Source organism: Pseudomonas sp. CCNWLW23 (assembly GCF_037095675.1).
GTDB lineage: Bacteria > Pseudomonadota > Gammaproteobacteria > Pseudomonadales > Pseudomonadaceae > Aquipseudomonas > Aquipseudomonas atacamensis.
Window position 1 is genome coordinate 409,705 of the sequence record NZ_JBAWKM010000002.1, and the last position, 18,428, is coordinate 428,132.

The 18,428-nt window shown below is 59.8% G+C and carries 12 protein-coding genes and 1 pseudogene; 3 read left to right on the forward strand and 10 right to left on the reverse strand.

Translation table 11 applies throughout. The features are described 5' to 3' along the window. Positions 1–60: 60 nt before the first annotated feature. The 5 genes from V8J63_RS05035 to V8J63_RS05055 all read right to left on the reverse strand — a co-directional run bounded on the left by V8J63_RS05035 (position 61) and on the right by V8J63_RS05055 (position 5,346). Positions 61–363, reverse strand: coding sequence for an ArsR/SmtB family transcription factor (locus V8J63_RS05035; RefSeq protein WP_024012559.1), 303 nt, complete (start codon positions 361–363; stop codon positions 61–63). A 58-nt stretch (positions 364–421) separates the two neighbouring features. Continuing rightward, positions 422–2,005: an EAL domain-containing protein gene (locus tag V8J63_RS05040; RefSeq protein WP_130903298.1), complete on the reverse strand. Its 1,584-nt coding sequence runs from the start codon at positions 2,003–2,005 to the stop codon at positions 422–424. Between the two features lie 156 nt (positions 2,006–2,161). Further along, positions 2,162–3,802, reverse strand: coding sequence for a sensor domain-containing diguanylate cyclase (locus V8J63_RS05045; RefSeq protein ID WP_197891963.1), 1,641 nt, complete (start codon positions 3,800–3,802; stop codon positions 2,162–2,164). Positions 3,803–3,989: 187 nt separating this feature from the next. Further along, the gene (locus tag V8J63_RS05050) at positions 3,990–4,586 is read right to left on the reverse strand and encodes an NADPH-dependent F420 reductase (protein WP_206663340.1); all 597 of its coding nucleotides are present in this window, start codon (positions 4,584–4,586) and stop codon (positions 3,990–3,992) included. A 7-nt stretch (positions 4,587–4,593) separates the two neighbouring features. Next, positions 4,594–5,346 (reverse strand): 3-oxoacyl-ACP reductase family protein, encoded by a 753-nt coding sequence (locus tag V8J63_RS05055; RefSeq protein WP_336463689.1) that lies wholly within the window; start codon positions 5,344–5,346, stop codon positions 4,594–4,596. A gap of 112 nt (positions 5,347–5,458) precedes the next feature. Here V8J63_RS05055 and V8J63_RS05060 point away from each other — a divergent pair, with 112 nt between their 5' ends. Together V8J63_RS05060 and V8J63_RS05065 are read left to right on the forward strand one after the other, a co-directional pair. After that, the gene (locus V8J63_RS05060; protein WP_336463690.1) at positions 5,459–6,385 is read left to right on the forward strand and encodes a LysR family transcriptional regulator; all 927 of its coding nucleotides are present in this window, start codon (positions 5,459–5,461) and stop codon (positions 6,383–6,385) included. Between the two features lie 168 nt (positions 6,386–6,553). After that, positions 6,554–7,513: an EamA family transporter gene (locus tag V8J63_RS05065; protein WP_336463691.1), complete on the forward strand. Its 960-nt coding sequence runs from the start codon at positions 6,554–6,556 to the stop codon at positions 7,511–7,513. A gap of 435 nt (positions 7,514–7,948) precedes the next feature. Here the strand turns inward: V8J63_RS05065 and V8J63_RS05070 are convergent, their stop codons facing one another. The 4 genes and pseudogenes from V8J63_RS05070 to V8J63_RS05085 all read right to left on the reverse strand — a co-directional run bounded on the left by V8J63_RS05070 (position 7,949) and on the right by V8J63_RS05085 (position 12,027). Further along, positions 7,949–8,605, reverse strand: coding sequence for a DUF2931 family protein (locus V8J63_RS05070; RefSeq protein ID WP_016774283.1), 657 nt, complete (start codon positions 8,603–8,605; stop codon positions 7,949–7,951). Then, positions 8,605–10,146: pseudogene (locus tag V8J63_RS05075) on the reverse strand (phospholipase effector Tle1 domain-containing protein). The gene V8J63_RS05070 and the pseudogene V8J63_RS05075 overlap by 1 nt, the downstream one beginning before the upstream one ends. Before the next feature lie 139 nt (positions 10,147–10,285). Further along, positions 10,286–10,645, reverse strand: coding sequence for a DUF6124 family protein (locus V8J63_RS05080; protein ID WP_024012551.1), 360 nt, complete (start codon positions 10,643–10,645; stop codon positions 10,286–10,288). Positions 10,646–11,082: 437 nt separating this feature from the next. After that, positions 11,083–12,027, reverse strand: a complete 945-nt coding sequence (locus tag V8J63_RS05085) for a GlxA family transcriptional regulator (RefSeq protein WP_016774277.1) — start codon at positions 12,025–12,027, stop codon at positions 11,083–11,085. Positions 12,028–12,143: 116 nt separating this feature from the next. On the opposite strand from V8J63_RS05085, the gene V8J63_RS05090 reads away from it, so the two are divergent. After that, positions 12,144–12,908 (forward strand): SDR family oxidoreductase, encoded by a 765-nt coding sequence (locus V8J63_RS05090; RefSeq protein WP_071171898.1) that lies wholly within the window; start codon positions 12,144–12,146, stop codon positions 12,906–12,908. A gap of 57 nt (positions 12,909–12,965) precedes the next feature. Here V8J63_RS05090 and V8J63_RS05095 read toward each other — a convergent pair whose 3' ends face one another. Beyond that, positions 12,966–18,428 (reverse strand): trifunctional serine/threonine-protein kinase/ATP-binding protein/sensor histidine kinase, encoded by a 5,463-nt coding sequence (locus V8J63_RS05095; RefSeq protein ID WP_336463692.1) that lies wholly within the window; start codon positions 18,426–18,428, stop codon positions 12,966–12,968.

The following is an 18,428-nucleotide window of genomic DNA, read 5'->3' on the forward strand; positions in this document are numbered from 1 at the left end:
AAAACCTCGTATCGATAAAGAGGGATATCGAGAATTCTCGATATCCTAGAGTAAAAAAATTTACAGCTCTTTCCCTATGATCTCTGCAAGCGCGCTGATAGCAGCCTCATTGCGTTTGTAGTAGGTCCATTGACCGATGCGTCGCACTTCCACCAGCCCCACCCGCTGCAACGTGGCCAGATAACTCGACACCGTCGACTGCGACAGGCCGATACCTTCCTGGATGCTGCTGACGCAGACACCCTCGACGAGAACGTCACCCTCATCCTGCGGGGGGAAATTCTTGACGGGATCCTTCAGGCCTTCAAGGATCTTGAGGCGCGTCGGGTTCGAGAGGGCTTTGAAGATTTCGATCAGTTCCATGCGCCGAGGATATCGAGATTTTTCGATATGTCAATGTGGTTTTTTCGACTCGTTTCTTTCAGGAAACAATCGGGTCCTGAAGAATGCGCGCGTCGGTGCAAGGCCGACCGTCCAGATAGAGCTGTTGGAACTGTGCGCACTCCATGGCTTTCGCAAACAGCCATCCCTGTGCATAGCGCACCTGGTTGGCGCCCAGGAAGTTTAGCTGTGCCGGGGTCTCGACGCCCTCAGCGACAAGTGTCAGGCGCAACGCGTGGCCCATCTGAATGACGTGAGTGACCAGTAAGGTCTGCTCCTCTGCTTCGCTGATCTGCTCAACAAAGGATCGGTCGATCTTGAGCACGTCCAGCGGTAATTGCTGCAGGTATTGCAGACTCGAATAGCCGGTGCCGAAGTCATCCAGCGCGACAACAAACCCGGCGCTTCGCGCGCGCTCCAGTGTTATTTTCGCTGACGCCAGATCGACGAGGCTGCGCTCTGTCACCTCAAGCCATATCTGCGCGGGCTGCACGTCGAGGCGACGGCTTTCATTCAATAAAGTCGGTATCAGTCGTCCGGAGCTCACATCGGCAGCGGCCAGGTTCAAGGCCACGTGCAACGAACGGTCACTGGCGAGCATGCCGCCAAGGTCTGCGAATACGCGGTGAACCACTTGGTCAGTGATCGCTTCGATCAAGCCACTGGATTCGGCCAGCGGGATGAACACGTCTGGGTAGACCAGCGTGCCGTTGGGTTTGCGCCAGCGGATCAAGGCTTCGGCGCCGATGCAGCGCCGGGTCTCAATTTCGATGATCGGCTGATAATGAACCACGAACTCCTGTCGCTGCACCGCGCGCTCCAGTGCCGCCAGCGGGGACAGCTTGCGACGCCACCAGCGCAGGCTCGCAATGACCAGGCCTACGCTGATGACAAGACCGATCGGCAGCAGATAAAGCACGTGTTGCCCGAGGCTGCGCAGCAGTTCCTGTCGCGGGATTGCGGCAATTACGGTGAAGTTGCCCTGGGCCACCAGTGTGTAGAGAAAGCCGTCCTTGAGGCCATGCGTAGGCCCCTCATGCACCAAGGCAAGGAAACTCGCCATGTTCGGGTGCGCCGGGCCGAGCAAGCGGCCCTGACGTGTGCCGACGGCCAGCCTGACGCCTTCATCCAGTACGACTTCGCGAAATTGTTCCGGGTCGACCAGCACGTTGAACGCAGCAAACTGCAAAGCCAGCATCGGTTTGATCAGCTCGTTGTCATCCTGCGCATCGATGGACACCTTCACCCCGTCGTCGGTGACGAAATCCTCCGCCCATTGCTTCGACCGCGGCGGCGTGGCGCCCCATGACGTGCAGGCAAATACATCTTCTTCGTAGCCGACCGTCTCGACCGAAAACGTATTGATGGCAATCATGCGCATCTGCTCGATGCCCTGTGGCGAGCAGGGTTCGAGGTCAGTGACAGCAATGCTTTTCAGCGCCTGGGAGGCCTGCGCAAATGTCTGACTGGCGCGATCGTTGGCAATCGCGGCGAGCGTTTGCAGGCGGTCATGAGCCGCGTAGATCGACAGCATCCAGCCAGCCGCGAGGGTCATGCCCAACGGGACGATCACCGCAAGGGCCGTCAGCAATATTCCCCGCCGCATGATCTTGGAACGCTTCATTTCACCGCCCGAATGATTTGGCCCGTGACGCGTCTTCGCGACTGCTGGACGCGCCGTTTGCGCGGCACCTACCGCTGCTTTTAGCGTGGAATCGAGGCAGAATCAACAACTCTGCCGATTAGTTGAAAGCCCCGTGACATGCATCAATTTGTAGCCTCATTCGGAATCGCTCGAGGCCATCGACAGGTACGACTCCACTCGATTGCGTCCACCCTGTTTGGCGCGGTAGAGGCATTCATCGGCTTTCTTGAGGACGATTTCTGCAGTAGTCGGCAAGTGTTCACACGTTGCCACGCCGATCGAAGCGGTAATGCGCCCCACCGTCGGAATATCACTGGTCGCAACGGCCTGACGAATCCGCTCAGCGATGGCACTGGCTGACTCGACATCGGTTTGCGGCAAAATCAGCAAGAACTCCTCTCCCCCGGCTCGGCACGCCAGGTCGCCGACGCGGGAATAGGTTTGCAGTGTATGCGCGACCTGTTTGATCGCCAGATCGCCCTTGTCGTGGCCAAAGGTGTCGTTAACCTTTTTGAAATTGTCGATGTCCAGCGATAACACCGAATATGTCTGCCCGCTGCGCTCAAGGCGGCGCAACTCCTGATCCATGGCTCTGCGATTGGCCAGTCCGGTCATGGGGTCAGTCAGCACCTGCTGGTTAAGGTGGCCCAGCTTCGCTTGCAACAACTGCACGCCGGCAAGCATCGCCTGGCGGATGGAAAATGCCTCGTGATACCAAGCCTTGACGTGGCGAAGTTGCTCGCTGGCCTGCGGCGCTGACAACTGCCGGGCAATACGCGACAGCTGGTTGAGCGGGCGACAGATCAGCAAGGTGCCGAACCAGATCAGTACGAAGCCGATCAGGGCGGCAGGCAGCATTCCCAGCAGCACATCGCGCATCAAGGTGTTCAGCGGCGCCAGGCTGACCTCGCGCGGCTGCTGCGCGACCACCGCCCAGCCAGCGCCCGGCACCTGAGCGTACCCGGCGAGCATGGGTACGCCTTTGTAATTACGCACGCTCATCGAGCCGCTCTCGCCACGCAACGCCGCATCGACGGTTTTGCTCCAGCCCAGGGTGTCGCCAATGCGCGCCGCCTCAGGGTGAAAAAGCAGTTGGCGATCCTGATCCGCTACAAAAGCAAAGGTGCCTTCGTGGTGAAAATGGCGGCTGATCAGGGTGTGCAGCGCGTTGTCTTCGCGCAGATAAACCGAGCCGCCGATGATGCCCACGTAACGCTCAGCAGAGTCGTAAACGGGTTCGGAGATGAATACGACGAGATTGCCGGCGGCAGACGTATACGCGGAGCTGATGAAGGGCCGCTTCGCATCGATGGCTTTGAGAATGGCATCCGAACGCAGCGTTGAACCGTTGATTTGCAGAGTATCCGGATACGCCTCCAGCACCTTGGCAGTGCTATCGATTATGGCAATCGAGTTGAAATCGGCATCCTGTTTTTGCAGGCGCAGCGCTTCGGCGCGCATGACGCTGGGGTCACCCCAGGCCTTGCCCAATTCACTGGCGCTGTACCGCAGATGGTTCTGTGCTGAATGAATGAATTCAGCGAGACTCGAAGCGACCTTAGCTGCATAAGCACTGTTCGATTGCAGCGCATGATCAACCAAGGCATCGCGCTGCACGCGGTAGGCCGTGACAAGGCTGTTGCCCAACGTCGCCAGAACCGACAGCAGTACCAGGGAGAGAATCAGCCAACGCAAATTCAGCGCAGTTACGGGCTGCGTGGCACCCAGCGCCTCGTCGCTGGCCGATTCATTTGGGGGGTCCGTTCTGTCGATCATCGTCTGCCCTGACAGGTCTCTTTGGGAGTTCGCAGCGAAAGCGCCTCAGCGAGTATATGCGCTTGTGCGTGACACGCCTGAGCGGGCTTGTGTTACTGCAGCGAATCGCCTGCTACGTTTCAGTGTGTCGCGAAGACATTGTGATACCTAGAATGGTGTGTGAAGCCCGGTTGCCCGGGCTCAGCGGTTAGCCATGTTTGACCAGGTTCAAGGCTGGCAGCGGTCCGCCCGGGAACTGCGCAAGCATTCCTTGCTGCACACCGCCCAGATCGATGCCGTAAAAACCCAGTTGAGTAATCAGCTCTGCAACCTTGGTTTTGCTCGTGGCATCTTCACCGGAATAAAACAGCACCCGCTTGCCGCCCTCGGCGGAGGGATCGCTCAGCAGAGCCGCGAGCAAATGGTTGAAGGCCTTGACCACGTGCGCACCGGGCAGCATCTGCGCCACCACTTGCGAAGACGGCTGGCCGCCCAGATCGAACGGCTTGAACAGTGGTGCCTCGATCGGGTTGTTGGCGTCGATCACGATACGTCCATCCCAAGGCCCGAGATCGCGTACCGCGTCGGGGATCTTCGACCAGTTCACCGCCAGAAAAACAATGTCCGCCTGACTGGCTTGCTGAGCCGTCACCGCTTGTGCGAGTGGACCCAATTCGTCGACCAAACCGGCAAGGCTCTGCGGCCCACGGCTGTTGGCCAGACTGACCGGCAGGCCTGCGTTGACGAGCAACCGAGCGATGGCGGTGCCGATGGAGCCTGTACCAATGATGCTGATAGTCATGATGCTCTCCTTACGCTGTGAAGCCGCCGTCGACGATTAATTCTGCACCGGTGACAAACCCGGCGTCCGCACTGGCCAGGTACGCCACCGCACTGGCGACATCCTTGCCCTCGCCGTACCGCCCCATGGCGATGTTCGGGCGTAGGAAGTCCGCAATAGGTCCGTCGGCCGGGTTCATGTCGCTGTCGGTCGGGCCGGGATGGACGGTGTTCACAGTGATGCCGCGCGGCCCCAGATCCCGCACCAGTCCACGACTGAAACCGGTCAGCGCACCTTTGCTCAGGGTGTAGACGTAGGCCGTAGCGAACGCAGCGTATTGCACCATCGAGCTGCCGATGTGAATGATGCGACCGCCCTGCCCCATGTGTTTGAGCGCTTGCTGAGTGGCGACGAAGACGCCGGTCACGTTCACCGCAAGGATGCGTTGAAAGTCCTCAAAGGCGATGTCCTCCGGGGCACCGAGCAGGCTGATACCAGCGTTGTTCACCAGAATGTCGATCTTGCCAAAACGCTGTGCAACCTCGGCAATCGCTGCACGTACAGCCTCGGGATTGCCCGCATCGGCCGCCAGCGCCACAGCCTGGCCGCCCGCCGCGACGATTTCCTGCACGACCGCTGCGGCGCGATCTGGCGATGCGTTGTAGGTGATAGCGACGGTGGCGCCATCTGCCGCGAGGCGCTTGGCGATTGCTGCGCCGATGCTGCGTGAGCCACCGGTCACGATGGCGATTTTGCCGGTCAGTGGAAGCGTGGAAGTGTTCATGGTCGAGCCTCTGGTTGGTTGGAGTTGATGAAGCTATGAGACGCCTTTTGATCTTCCACCAGTAGTGGAAGCCCACTAGAATCACTTTCAATCATTCGTTGAAGGTGCGCAGATGGAAACCTTAGGCAATTTGCTCTCATTCGTGCGCAGCGCCGAGGCAGGAAGCTTCTCTGCGGCGGCGCGGCGCCTGGGCCTGACACCCGCGGCGGTCAGTCGCAATGTCGCGCAACTGGAGGCCAACCTCCGCGTACGCTTGTTTCAGCGCAGCACGCGCAAACTCACGCTGACCGAAGCGGGAGAACGCTTTCTGGCCAACGTCGGTTCGGGACTGGAGAGTGTTCAAGCGGCGATTGCCGACGTGGCCGGCAATGCCGGAGAGCCTTCAGGGCTTTTGCGTCTGAGCGCAGCACCCGGTTTCGCCAGGGATTTTCTGTTGCCGCTGATGCCCGAGTTTCTCAAGCAATACCCCGCCGTGACCCCTGAATGGCACGTCGACAATCGCCAGGTCGATCTCATCGCGGACGGGTTTGATGCGGCTATCGGCGGCGGCATCGAACTCGCGCAAGGTGTGGTGGCCAGGGCCATCGCCCCGGCGCATCTGATTCTGGTGGCATCGAAGGAATACCTCTCGGCACACAAGCGCATCCGGCACATCGAAGAGCTGGCGACGCTGGATCATCTGGCCATGCGCTCGGTGCAGACCGGCAAGGTGCGCAGCTGGATGCTGCAAGGCCCCGACGGGCAACGAGCACCGCTGGAGTTGGCGCCGCGCCTGTTGGTCAACGACCCGCAAGCGCTGTGTCAGTGCGCGCGCGTGGGATTGGGGGTTGCGCTGTTGGCGGTTCCAGACGTGCTGCCATATCTGCAGGACGGCACTCTGGAGCGGGTTTTGCCGGACTGGCATGTCGATGCGGGGCAGATTTATTTGTACTTTTCCAGCCAGAAACTGTTACCAGCCAAAACCCGGGCTTTTGTTGATTTTCTGGTCGGTCAGGCTCGAGAGGATGGGTGGGCAACTCGACTCGATGCTCGGGCTTAGCAAGCAAGTTATACGACCTCTGAAACTCAACCAGCATCACGCCTAAGCGGTCTTTCAAGCCTTTCGAGCTTGCCGCGTCTGCTCGATTACGGTACAAATCGGGCAGTTGTACGACAACATAATAAAAGCCTGAGCCACCCCGAGTGGCTATCATTTTTGAGATCTGCCATGTCCCGTCCTGAGTTTGCGCCTACTGTACCGCCGCCCTTCCCCCGTTATCTCGCCGTGATCATTCTGTTGTGCATGGGTTGTGCGTTCGCCGGCAACCACGTCGCGGCACGGGTCGCTTTTGATGATGGCGCGGGCGTGTTGCTGGCGATTCTGATGCGCTCGGGCGGGACCTTGCTGGTGCTGGCCATTCTCGTCCTGTGGCAGCGACAAAGCCTGCGCCTGCCGACGGGCGCGTGGCGTTGGCAACTGTTGTTGGGCCTGCTGATTACTGCGCAGAGCCTGTGTCTGTACTCCGCTGTCGCGCGGGTCCCGGTCGCTTTGGCGCTGCTGGTGGCCAACGTGTTTCCGATCCTGCTCGCCTTGCTGACCTGGGCGCTGGGCGGCCCACGACCAAGCGCGCGCACCGCGATGTTGATGGGCTTGATTCTCGTCGGGCTGGTGTTCGTGCTGGACGTTCCCGGACGTCTATCAGACAGCGCGAGCGTCGGCCCGGAATGGCTACTGGGCGTCGCACTCGCCTTCTGCGCCGCCAGCGTCTTCGCCTGCGCGCTGTGGATCACCGACCACAAACTGTCGCAAGTGCGCGGCTCGGTGCGCAGCCTGCTGACCATCTTCATCGTCTTCAGCAGCGTCAACCTGGCCGGCCTGACCGGCGCCCTCCCCGGCGGACTCAACCTCCCCGCCACCTCAACCGGCTGGCTGGCCCTTGCCACGCTTGTCGTACTCTATGGGACCGGCTTCATTGTGTTGTTCATTTCCGTGCCCCGACTGGACATGCCACGCAACGCCCCGGTGATGAATATCGAACCACTGGCGACGTTGTTGATGGGCTGGATTGTGCTGGATCAAATGCTCAGCAGAGGGCAGATCGTCGGTGGAGTGATTGTGGTGAGCGGGATTGTTTTGCTGACGTATCGCAAAGTGCCGGTGAAGGTTGGGGTGAAGGCTGAGGCTTGAGGGGGTGTGGTGGCGGGACTCAAGGTTGGCGAGCCCTGCTTATCGCTCCCGGCTCGATACCGGATCAGCAGAATTGCAGGCTCTCTAGGTCTACCTGGGCATAGCTTCCTATTTCACCCTTGTAGAGATAAATCGCAGTTACCTCCAGCTCCGTTCGTAAGAATTCCGCCAGCGTTCTGAGTCTGGTGCTTGTGGTCATGGCAGGGCGTACAACCGTCGCGCTACCGGGTTGGTCATCGTAAGTTCTGACGAGAAACTGATCGACACCATCCAGAATCAGGTAATTGAACCCTCGATACTTATAGCCTGCGTCGTAGTCGACATCATCGAAACGGTCGGCCTTTTCTATTCTCAAGACGCCGCCCCGCTAATTCGACTCAGCGAAATTGAAACGGTCTGGCGCCTGAAAAGTAGATGGCGCTCCATCAGCGTCATTTACCAACTACCGTACGGGATGCCGAACTTATCAATGTAACGCTTGGCCTTCTCACTCACGGGATAGGCATACTGACCCCCGTTCTTGCCCAACTCCGGCCCCAGCGGTTCCAACTCTGCTTGGGTGCGGGCTACTTTGATCGGGCGTCGACACTGATCTCTGACCCAGACTTGGACTATGCCACCTGGTGCGAGTCCCAAATACACAGAAGCCATGAAGCGCGCCGTCCTGTCGGGAGTTTCGGCGCAGCGTTGATGGGTAGATGTCACCATCACTCTTCTGGCTTCCTCAGGGAAATCCACCCAAGCCCGGTAGGTTTTTTGTTCCGGTATAGATTGCCAGCGTACGAAAATTCGCTTGGGCAGATCTGCGCCAATAACCGGTTTCCCCGTACCTCCCACACCTACCCAGCCGCGCGCGGATTCTTTGTCGTCATTTGGTTCAGCGCCGCTGGCGTTTCCTCCCCCGGCTCGCAGAAACGTTCGACCGTTGATGTCTTCCACTGAGCTGTCTTCGACCCAAACGTTCATGAAATTGGGCTTGATAAACGCTAGTTCCCACCAAGGATATTTGGGATCGTTTTCACCTGAATTGGAGCCTGTCGCGTGACAGCCGGTAAAGGCCAAAACGCCCAGTAGAGCCAAGAACATTCTCATTACCAAAGCTTCCAGTTAGCTACATGAGGATGCTGCATGCGAATGCCATCTTCCGTTGGTGAGTTGATATAAACGGCTTTCAGGCCGCTGCCGTCCCGCCTTCCTTGCGGGTGATTCCAGTTGGCAGATGTGTGGATGTATTTCAATTGCAGCAATTTCTCCTCTTCAGCTGTGGTGCTGAAGTCACCGGCGATGAATCTTTCACAAAGCGGTTGCAGCTCTTGAGGAACGGCATACTCGGGTCGTTCGGGAATATCGTGGAGAGGAACACCTTTTTCTTTGGCCAATTGATACATGACTCTCAAATAAACCCTTGAGAGTTTGCCACTGACCGGGCGTTTGAGCTGAAGCCCAGCGTATACACGTTTGCGTTTAGGCCCGAAACGATCTTGCGGATCGGGCGGCAAAGCAAGCGCGGGGGGGGTTACGATTTCCAACAGATCGGCAGGCCATCCTTTGGCGACCCATTGTTTTTTTACCATCGCGGCGTCCTGATAGATCGAAGTTGATTGAACGTCAGTGTTGCTCCATACATCAAGTCTCTGCATAGGGCTGACCAATACGCATTCCTCGACTTCGTCGAGATAGCTACCACCGATATCCGAATGCACACCCGGAAAAACATATTCGGGATAATCGGGATTGACATTGCTGAGGGCGAAATTGGCACGACATTCATCGCGCGCCACCAAGTGGACAACATCCTTGAAGAAGCGAGGGTCGAGATACAGTTTAATGCCCGGAGCAATGGGGCTATGCACTCTACCGAAATTAGTGAAACCGGCAATTGACGGCACGGTGTCGAATAGACCGATGAAGCCCATCCGGATACTGCTGCCGTATTGATCGAGAAAGGTGCGGCTGAAATTATGAGCGTAAGTGCTAAGCAGATCCCTTAACGGCCCCTGCTTGCCTCGTACAATTTCATTGCAGAAATGACGTGCCGCCGCTGCACCTCGACTGAATCCAAAGGTGTCAAAAGTTAGCGAGGCAATTTCACTGTTCGGATTTTCTTGAATGGCGTCTTCAACAACCTGTTTGATGAACGTAAATGAAGTCTGCACCCTACCGGCGACTCCCGTCTCTCCACGTCCCGTGCCTTGACCGACGATAATGTCTTTCTCGTTGGATTGAGTACCGATGCCTTCGATGTATAAGGGGCGTGACACCTGTTTTATAGGCCCTTCTCCATCAGCAATCGGAGCCTCGTAATACAGATCGGCAAGTTTTTTGATATTCGTCGCGCCAGAGCCATAACTGCTATCCGGATCTCGCATATAGGGCTGACAACTGGGAGGAATATCCTCAGGCGCAATCGGATGCTGAGCACCGCACAACAACCCCGCAGCAGAGTTGTTCGCATTGTTGCCTGTGCCATCAAAGAAAACCCCGATCCTCAACGCAATGCCTATCTTCTCAGGCTAGCGCGCGGGCTCTTTCCCGTGTTTCTCATACTCGGCCCAATGCTGGGCGTGTAGGTCGACGGGTTTGGCTTGTTCGTAGCGGTAGTTTTTCGGCGGGTTTGGAACGTAACCACTCAATCCTTGATTCCTTGTTCTGATCCTTGAAGAACGGCCCGAAGGGTGACAGTGGAGGCCGGGGGGGTGCAAGCCGTGGCCGTGTGCCAGCCCTGGCGCGCCCGGGGATTGCGACGAGGTTTTGCGCTCGTCGCATTGCGGGTCATTTGGCTATTTCGACTTTATCCAACGCCTGATTTACCGCGATTTCGCCGAGCATGACGACCTGGGCAATGCCCAGCAGCGTCTTGCGGCGCGGGTTGTCGAGCAGCGCGGCGAAGTCGTAGAGCATGGTGGTGGCCGAGCCGAGGGATTCGCTGGCGTTGGCCAGCAGGGATTCGGTGTCGTATTTCGGGTTGGCGAGGAACATCTGTTCCGGGGTGTTGGTGCTGGCTAGGATGTCTGCCGGGCCGAGGTAGTGATCGAGGGCGCGTTCGGCGGCTTCGTGAAGCTTTTTCGAGGCGCTGGATTCGTAGGGCGATGCGGGGTCGGTGGTTGGGGGATTGGGTGTGACTTTGAACATGGTGAAACTCCTGATTATTCGTCTGGAGCTACCAACATCACTTGCAGATGATGGGTGGCAGCTGTGTGCGGGTCTGCAAGACCGGGAAATCAGGAACCCGGCAGACCCGAAGGTCTCCCGCACAAAGCCGCCATTGAGCGGACACGAACAAGTGTCCTTTGGCAGGGCTATGCGACTGATTTCCGACGGGCTTGCAGACCCGATCACTGATGAGCAGTGACGAGAATCAAGTTACGGAGGGAACGGCAGACGCACAAGCCGGCGGATTCTGGCGTAGTCGTAGGGAATGGCGCAAGGCGTTGTAGCCGTTTGCTTAAGGCTGGAGTTACTGTTTAAACGGGCTGAGGGTTTTCTGTTTATGTAGTGGTGAATGAGCTGACGTCATCTCGAGCAGGCTCGCTCCTTGGTATTGGGACGTTGATTAACCAACACGAGCCTCACACCATCCGCCGCGAATCCCGCCGTACCGCCTGCGGCGGCACGCCAAAGCCGCGCATGAACACCTCGCGCATGTGCCGGCGGTCACGAAACCCGGTTTCCCTGGCGACCACATCCAGACTGTGACTGCTTTGCTCGATCAGCAACCGCGCCGCCTCCAGCCTTAGGCTCTCTATCGCCTTGGCTGGTGACTGGCCGGTTTCGGCGGTGAACACGCGGGTGAATTGCCGCGGACTCAGGTGCACCACTTCGGCCAGTTCTTCGACGCTCAGCGGGCGATTGAGGTGCTTGCGCGCGTAATCCAGCGCACTCTGAATGCGGTCGGATTTGGGCGACAGCGAGAGCAGTTCCGAATGCTGCGACTGGCCTCCGGACCTACGCTGATGCATCACCAGTCGATGGGCGACCGAGCGGGCGATTTCGCTGCCCAGATCCTTCTCGACCATACCCAGCGCCATGTCGACACCAGCGGTCATGCCCGCCGATGTCCACACCGGGCCGTCGATGATGAAGATGCGGTCGTCCTCGACATTCACCGACGGATGCATCCTGCGCAGCGCCGGGGCGAACGCCCAGTGCGTGGTCACGCGGCGGTTATCCAGCACTCCGGCCTGCGCCAGTACGAACGAGCCGGTGCAGATGCCGGCCACGCGGCGTGCGCCGTCGGCGAGCCCGCGCACGCTGTGCAGCACGTCAGCACCGGGCGGCGTCAGCGGTGTCAGCGTGCCAGCCACCAGCCAACTGTCGGCCAGCCCCGCTTGCGTCAGCGGCAACGTATCGACGTGCAAGCCCAGCGAGGAGCTGACGATGCCGCCGGCCTGGGAAAAATTTTGCACCTTGTACACGGCTTTGCCGGTGACGATGTTGGCGAACTCGAACACCGACTGGGTCGCCAGCGCCATGACCTGAAAACCTTCCGAGAGCAGATAGCCGACTCGATGCATGGTCGCGCTCCGTTTGTTGAATGTCCTGAAACACTACCACATACGTCATTCAGGTCGGAGCAGGTTTTCTCCATCATGGCTTGCATACCAATCAATCCACTCGCGGGACGCAGCTCATGAAACTTGAAGCGAACACGATCTTCATCACCGGCGGCACTTCCGGCATCGGCCGCGCACTGGCCGAGGCCCTGCATCAGCGCGGCAACAAGGTCATCATCGCTGGTCGTCGCCAGACCCTGCTGGCAGAGATTGCCCAAGCGAATCCGGGCATCGACACCGTGCAGCTGGACATCAACGATGCGCAGCAGATCAAGGACGTCGCCGCCGAAGTCATCCGCCGCCATCCGTCGTTGAACGTAATCATCAACAACGCCGGGATCATGCCCTTCGACAACGCGGGTTCCGGCGACTTCAACGATGAACAGGCCGTCGGTCTGTTGCAGACCAACCTGCTCGGCCCGGTACGCGTCAGCGCGGCGTTCGTCGAACACCTCAAGCGCCAGCCCGAGGCCTACATCATCAACAACAGCTCGGTGCTGGCCTACCTGCCGCTGGCGACCACGGCGCTGTATTCAGCGACCAAAGCGGCGATCCATTCCTACTCGCTGTCGCAGCGTTTCATGCTGCGCGACACCAGCGTCAAGGTCCTGGAAATCGCGCCACCTTGGGTTGATACCGACCTGATTCACAAGAGCGGCGACGAGCGCGCCATGCCGCTGGGCGAGTTCATCGAGGAAACCCTGATCAAGCTGGAAACCGCCACTACCGAAGTGCTGGTTGACCGAGTCTTGCCGCTGCGAGCCAACCAGGGCGCGAACGAGCACGGGTTGATCGAGCAATTCAACCTGTCGCTGCTGGAAAATCCTATTCCGGTGGCCTGAACTCACCGACAGAAACACCCGGGCTCAATGCCCGGGTAGCCTGGCTGTTGATCATGTTCATTCACAACGCGGCAAGCCAAACACCACCCGCGCCCCGCTCGGCTCATTGCGCTCGGCCCACAATTTGCCGCCGTGTCCTTCAATGATCGTGCGGCAAATCGACAGGCCCATGCCCAGCCCGGTGGATTTGGTCGTGTAGAACGCCGTGAACACTTGCTCCGCCCGCTCGCAGGCAAAGCCCGGCCCTGAATCGCTGACACTGATGTGCACGTTATCACCCAGCGCCTCACTGCGAATCAGCAGACGTCGCTGCCCCTCTGCCATGATCGTCATGGCTTCGAGGCTGTTGATGATCAGGTTAAGCAGCACCTGTTGCAGTTCGACCCGGTCCGCCACTACGAAAGGCAAATCTGCCGCCAGCTCAACGCTGACTTCGGCGCCGTGCTTGAGCGCTTCGCCACGGCTGAAACCGACCATTTCTTCAATCAGCAGATTGAGGCTGACAGGCTGACGCTGCGGTGGCGTTTTGTGAATCAGCGCGCGGATGCGCCCGAGTACGTCGGCGGCGCGGTTGCCGTCGAGAATGATATGCCGCAGGCCCTGCTCGACTTCGTTGATATTTGGTGGCTTTGCACCGAGCCAGCGCAACGCGGCATTGGCATGGGTCACCGTGGCGGCGATCGGCTGATTGACTTCGTGGGCAATCGATGCGGCCAACTGGCCCATGGTTGCCACACGATTGGCGTGGGCCAGTTCCGTTTGCACCTGACGATAACGACGCTCGCCTTCGCGCACTTGCTCTTCAGCCAGCTTGCGTTCACTGATATCCAGCACAAAGGCCAGGCCCTGTTGCCGACTCGCTTCGAAGGCGGCCAGACCGACAATCACCGGCAGCCGACTGCCGTCCTTGCGGATGTACTCCTTTTCGAATGGCTGGGCCCGGCCGGTGTGGATCGCCGTTGCCAGTGCAATATCGCTGTTAGCGCGCATCGCCGGCGGGGTCATGTCACGCCAATGGACATTGCCCGAAAGCAACTCATCACGGGTGTAACCGACCATGCGCAGGAACGCGTCGTTGGCCTCGATGATTTCCCCTTTCACGCCCCAGACGATGATGCCGATGATGTTGGCGTCGACCAGCCGACGGATCTTCGCTTCTCGCTCGGCGAGGTCGCGGTACAGGCGCGCGTTGTCCAGCGAGATCGCTGCCTGCGACGCCACCAGGCGCAACACGGCGAGACGCGTCGGGCTGAACACCCCGGCGGACAGGTTGTTTTCCAGATACAGCGCCCCGGCGACCCGCGCCTGATTCATCAATGCCAGGCAAAGGATCGAGCGCGCGCCTCGTTGCTGAACGTATGGATCAGCGGCGAACAGCGGATCGGCAACCGCGTCGTCCAGGCACAGGTTTTCGCCGGTGCGCAGCGTCTGGTAGAGCACCGACTCTGCCAGCGCCACCGTGTGCAGCGGCGCGTTGCACAACTGCGTGGCACCGTCGCCGATACGGGTTCGCGCAGCGACATAGGGAACGTCGGCGTTCAACAAAATAAGCAGGCCATGCTCGGCCCCGGCCTGTTCGATCGCGGTGCGCATCACCGTTTCGATCAAACGGTCCAGGACGATCTCGCCGGAGACTGCTTGAGAGACCTTGAGCACCGTTGCCAGGTCGAGATGTTCAACTGGCGTAATGAGCGTGGTGACCGGATTCGGTTGCGCCTCTTCGGCACGCAGAAAACGATGACGTCGCTCCAGCTCCCGCACCTTGCCAGCAGCCCCCCAACGCAGATAGGCATAACGTGCGTCGCGCAGGTAGACGCGGGATATCCTGGCCAGACCGCGAGCGCTGTAGAACCGTGCGGCCAGTTCGTTGGCCAGCGCTTGGATATGGAGCAAACCATTGTCCTGAGCCAATTGAATGGCTTGCTCGTACTGCAATTCGGCTTCGAGCAACTGCCCGGTGACGCGCGCCATTTCCGCGCCGACCAGCGCCACCTGACTGGCGAAGGTCTCTGCACACAAGCGCGCCCACGTCTGCAACTGTTCATGATGTTGACCCAGACGCTGCAAAGCACCGGCGTCAGTTTCGCCGTGGGCCGCCAAGGTCAAAGCCGCGTAGAAATGGTATTCGGCCTCCTCGAAAAACGCCGAAACCACCCACAAAAGTCCCTGCGCCTGGGCCGCGCACTCAGCGGCCGCCGCGTAATCCCAGGCCAGATAGCGCGCCTGCAACTTGCGTACCCAGTACTTGCCGCGCGCCAGCGCCAGATCCGCCGAACCGGCCAGATGCGCTTCGACAGCTGTTTCATCGAACCCCTCATCGTCGAAACAGCCGAACGTCGGCGTCTGCCCGCGCAGCATGCGGATCAGCGTCAACTGGCAGCGCATGAAATCCGCCACCAGACCGAAACCGACCTTTTGTGCATAGACCAGCCCTGATTCCGCTTGCGCCTGCACCTCGGCCAGCGGCTCGCCGATAAACAACAGATCGGAAATCAGGCTGTTTCCAGCGAACGCTGCATACGGCAGATCGCCGCTGCGATGGGCCGCGTTGAGCGCACGGCGCAACAGTTCGCGGCACTCGCGCACTGGCCGCATCCAGCGCACCACGAAGATCGAGAAGCACAACCAAGTGCTCGCTTCATAACGCGTGAGCCCGCGCCGATCAACCAGATCGCAGCCCAGACGGCCAAATCGATAACCAGCGGCATAGTCGCCAAAACGCGGCCCCGACACGCGTCCGAAGTTGGCATAGAGCAGGCAGGAGGCGTCGCAGTTGCCATATTGCAGGCTCAGGCTGATCGCTTTGCAAATGGTCAGGCTGGCGAGGTTCAGATCCGACTGCACCGCCGGCGCGAAGAGTTTGCCCAGCGCATCGAGGGTGGCCCGCGCGGCAGGATCCTCCATCAGCGGCAAGTCGATCATCTGCTCGATACTGCGCCCGCGCAGCCTGGTCCAGACCTGCTGATATTCTTCGCGCACCTGAATATCGTCCGGACGCGCTGGCCAATCGATGCCGACCTGACGCAGAAAGGCCAGACACACCGTCACCGCCCGGTCACTGCGATCGAGCAGCAAGTAGACATCCATCTGCATGCACGCCACCGCCGCGCGCTCGACGGTGGTCACGGCGCGCTCGGCCAATGTCGCCAGGCGCGAGTCGGCAAGCTGCAGTTGGCCGGTGAGAAATTCGCACTCGGCACGGTTCAGCTCCAGAGCGAAACCCAGTTCATGCCGACTGTCATAACCCTGCTCGCCCAACAGTTCTGCGCCGGCGCCCAGATAGGTCAGTGCTGAGGTATAAGCGGTCGAGGCCTTCGCTCGCTGGCCGGCGAGCAGGTTGAACTCGGCCAACTGCTCGCGCTCGGCACGCAGGCTGATCAGATGCGCACCGCGATTGAGCTGGCCGACAATCTCGAAGATCGCCTCCTCGCGCCGCTCACCCTGGGTTTGCAGTGCCAGCAGCCGGCCGATGCGCAGGTGCATTTGCGCCCGTTCGGTTTCCGCGATCAGCGAATACGCCGCCTCATGGATGCGATCATGCACAAACCTGTAGGCACCGTCCTGACGCTCGACCAACTCCAGCCGCACCGCCGGCGACAATGCGGAGTGAACGTGAGGCACCGGCACATCAAGGACTGTGGCCAGCGTGTCGAGACGCGCGACGTTGCCCAGGCAGGCCAGTTGTTGCAGCGCCTGGCGGGTTTCCTGGGGCAGCCGCGCCAGTTTGCCGACCATCAAATCGACGACATTGTCGGTGTAGCCCTTGCCGTTGATCAGGTGCACATCCCACCGCCAGCGCTGGCGCGCAGGCTCGTATGTCAGCAGCTTCTCCTCGGCCAGGGCGTGCAGAAACTGGATGACGAAGAACGGATTGCCAGCGGTCTTGTCCAGTACCAGCCGCGCCAGCGCGACAATGCTCGCCGGCGGGCAGCGCAGTGACTCGCTGATCAGTTGTTCGATGTGCGCGCCAGCCAGTGGCGCCAGACGAATTTCGTCAATGTGTACGTCGGCGTGATGCAGGGTCTTGAGTGTGCGGCTGAGTGGGTGATCGCCATCTACCTCGTTGTCGCGATAAGCACCGACCAGCAGCAGATGAGGGGTCTCTGCGCGACTGAGCATATCTTCGAGCAGATCAAGGGTGGCCGCGTCGAGCCATTGCAGGTCGTCAAGGAACAGCGCCAACGGATGCTCGGCCTGAGCGAACACGCCGATAAAACGCTGCAAGACCTGAAGGAACCGCTGCTGCGCCTGTTGCGGCTCCAACTCAGGCACGGGCGGCGGCTCGCCGATGATCAGCTTGAGTTCGGGGATCAGATCGGTGATCAACCGCGCATTCGCTTCCAGTGCCCGCAACAGTGCTTCGCGCCAGCCCGCCAGTACGTCGGTGCGCTTGCCCAATAGCGTCCGCACCAGCCCCTGAAAGGCCTGACCCAGGGTCGAATAAGGCACGTCGCGCTGGTACTGGTCGAACTTGCCGGCGGCGAACAAGCCACGCGACGGCACCAGCACCTTGTGCAGTTCACTGACCACCGACGATTTGCCGATGCCGGAATAGCCGGATACCAGCACCAGTGTCGGCGCGCCTGTCTGCACCACATTGGCGAAGGCATCGATCAACGTTTGCACTTCGTGTTCGCGGCCGTAGAGTTTTTCCGGAATCAGCAAGCGCTCGCAGGCGCCCTGCTCGTTCAACGTGAACGTCTCGATCTGCCGCATACGGCGCCAGTCATCGAGGCAACGGCGCAAGTCATGCTCGACACCGGCTGCGCTCTGATAGCGTTCCTCGGCCGTTTTCGCCAGCAGTTTCATGACCAGTCGCGAGAACATCGGCGGCACCGTCGCCACCCGTTCACACACGGGCATTGGCAGCCGCGCGATATGGCAATGCACCCACTCCGTCGGGTCATTTGCACTGAACGGCAGCGAGCCGGTGAGCATCTGGTAAAGCGTCACGCCAAAGGCATACAGATCACTACGCGAATCAATCGAACGATTCATCCGCCCGGTTTGTTCCGGCGCCATGTAGGCCAGCGTCCCGGCGATAGATTCCGGTGGCGTGGGCGCTTGCCGCTCCCGTGGCAAGCGCGTGGCCAGGCCGAAGCCGGTCAGCCGCGCCTGCCCATCATGACAATGGACAAAAACATGCTGCGGTTTCAGGTCTTTGTGCACCAGACCACGCTGATGCATATGGCCCAGTGCCTTGGCGATGTTCGTGGCCAATTCCAGACAGGTTTCGATATCCAGCGGGGCGACCAGCAACCGCGACAACGGCTCGCCGCCCGGATCGTCGAACAGCAGACGAACTCGGGTGCCCGTACGCTCGAAAGCTGTCGGCTGCAACGCCCAGGCAGGATTGAGGTCGTCCCTGAGGCTGTATTCATGCGCCAGACGCTCCAGGGTGCTCGGCAATGGCTGGCCCATCGCCGGACGCACCGCCAGTAGGCTGCCATCATTCGAACCGCGCTCACGGGACAGCACCCGCTCGCCGTCGTCCCACAAAATCTGTTTTCTGCTGGCCAT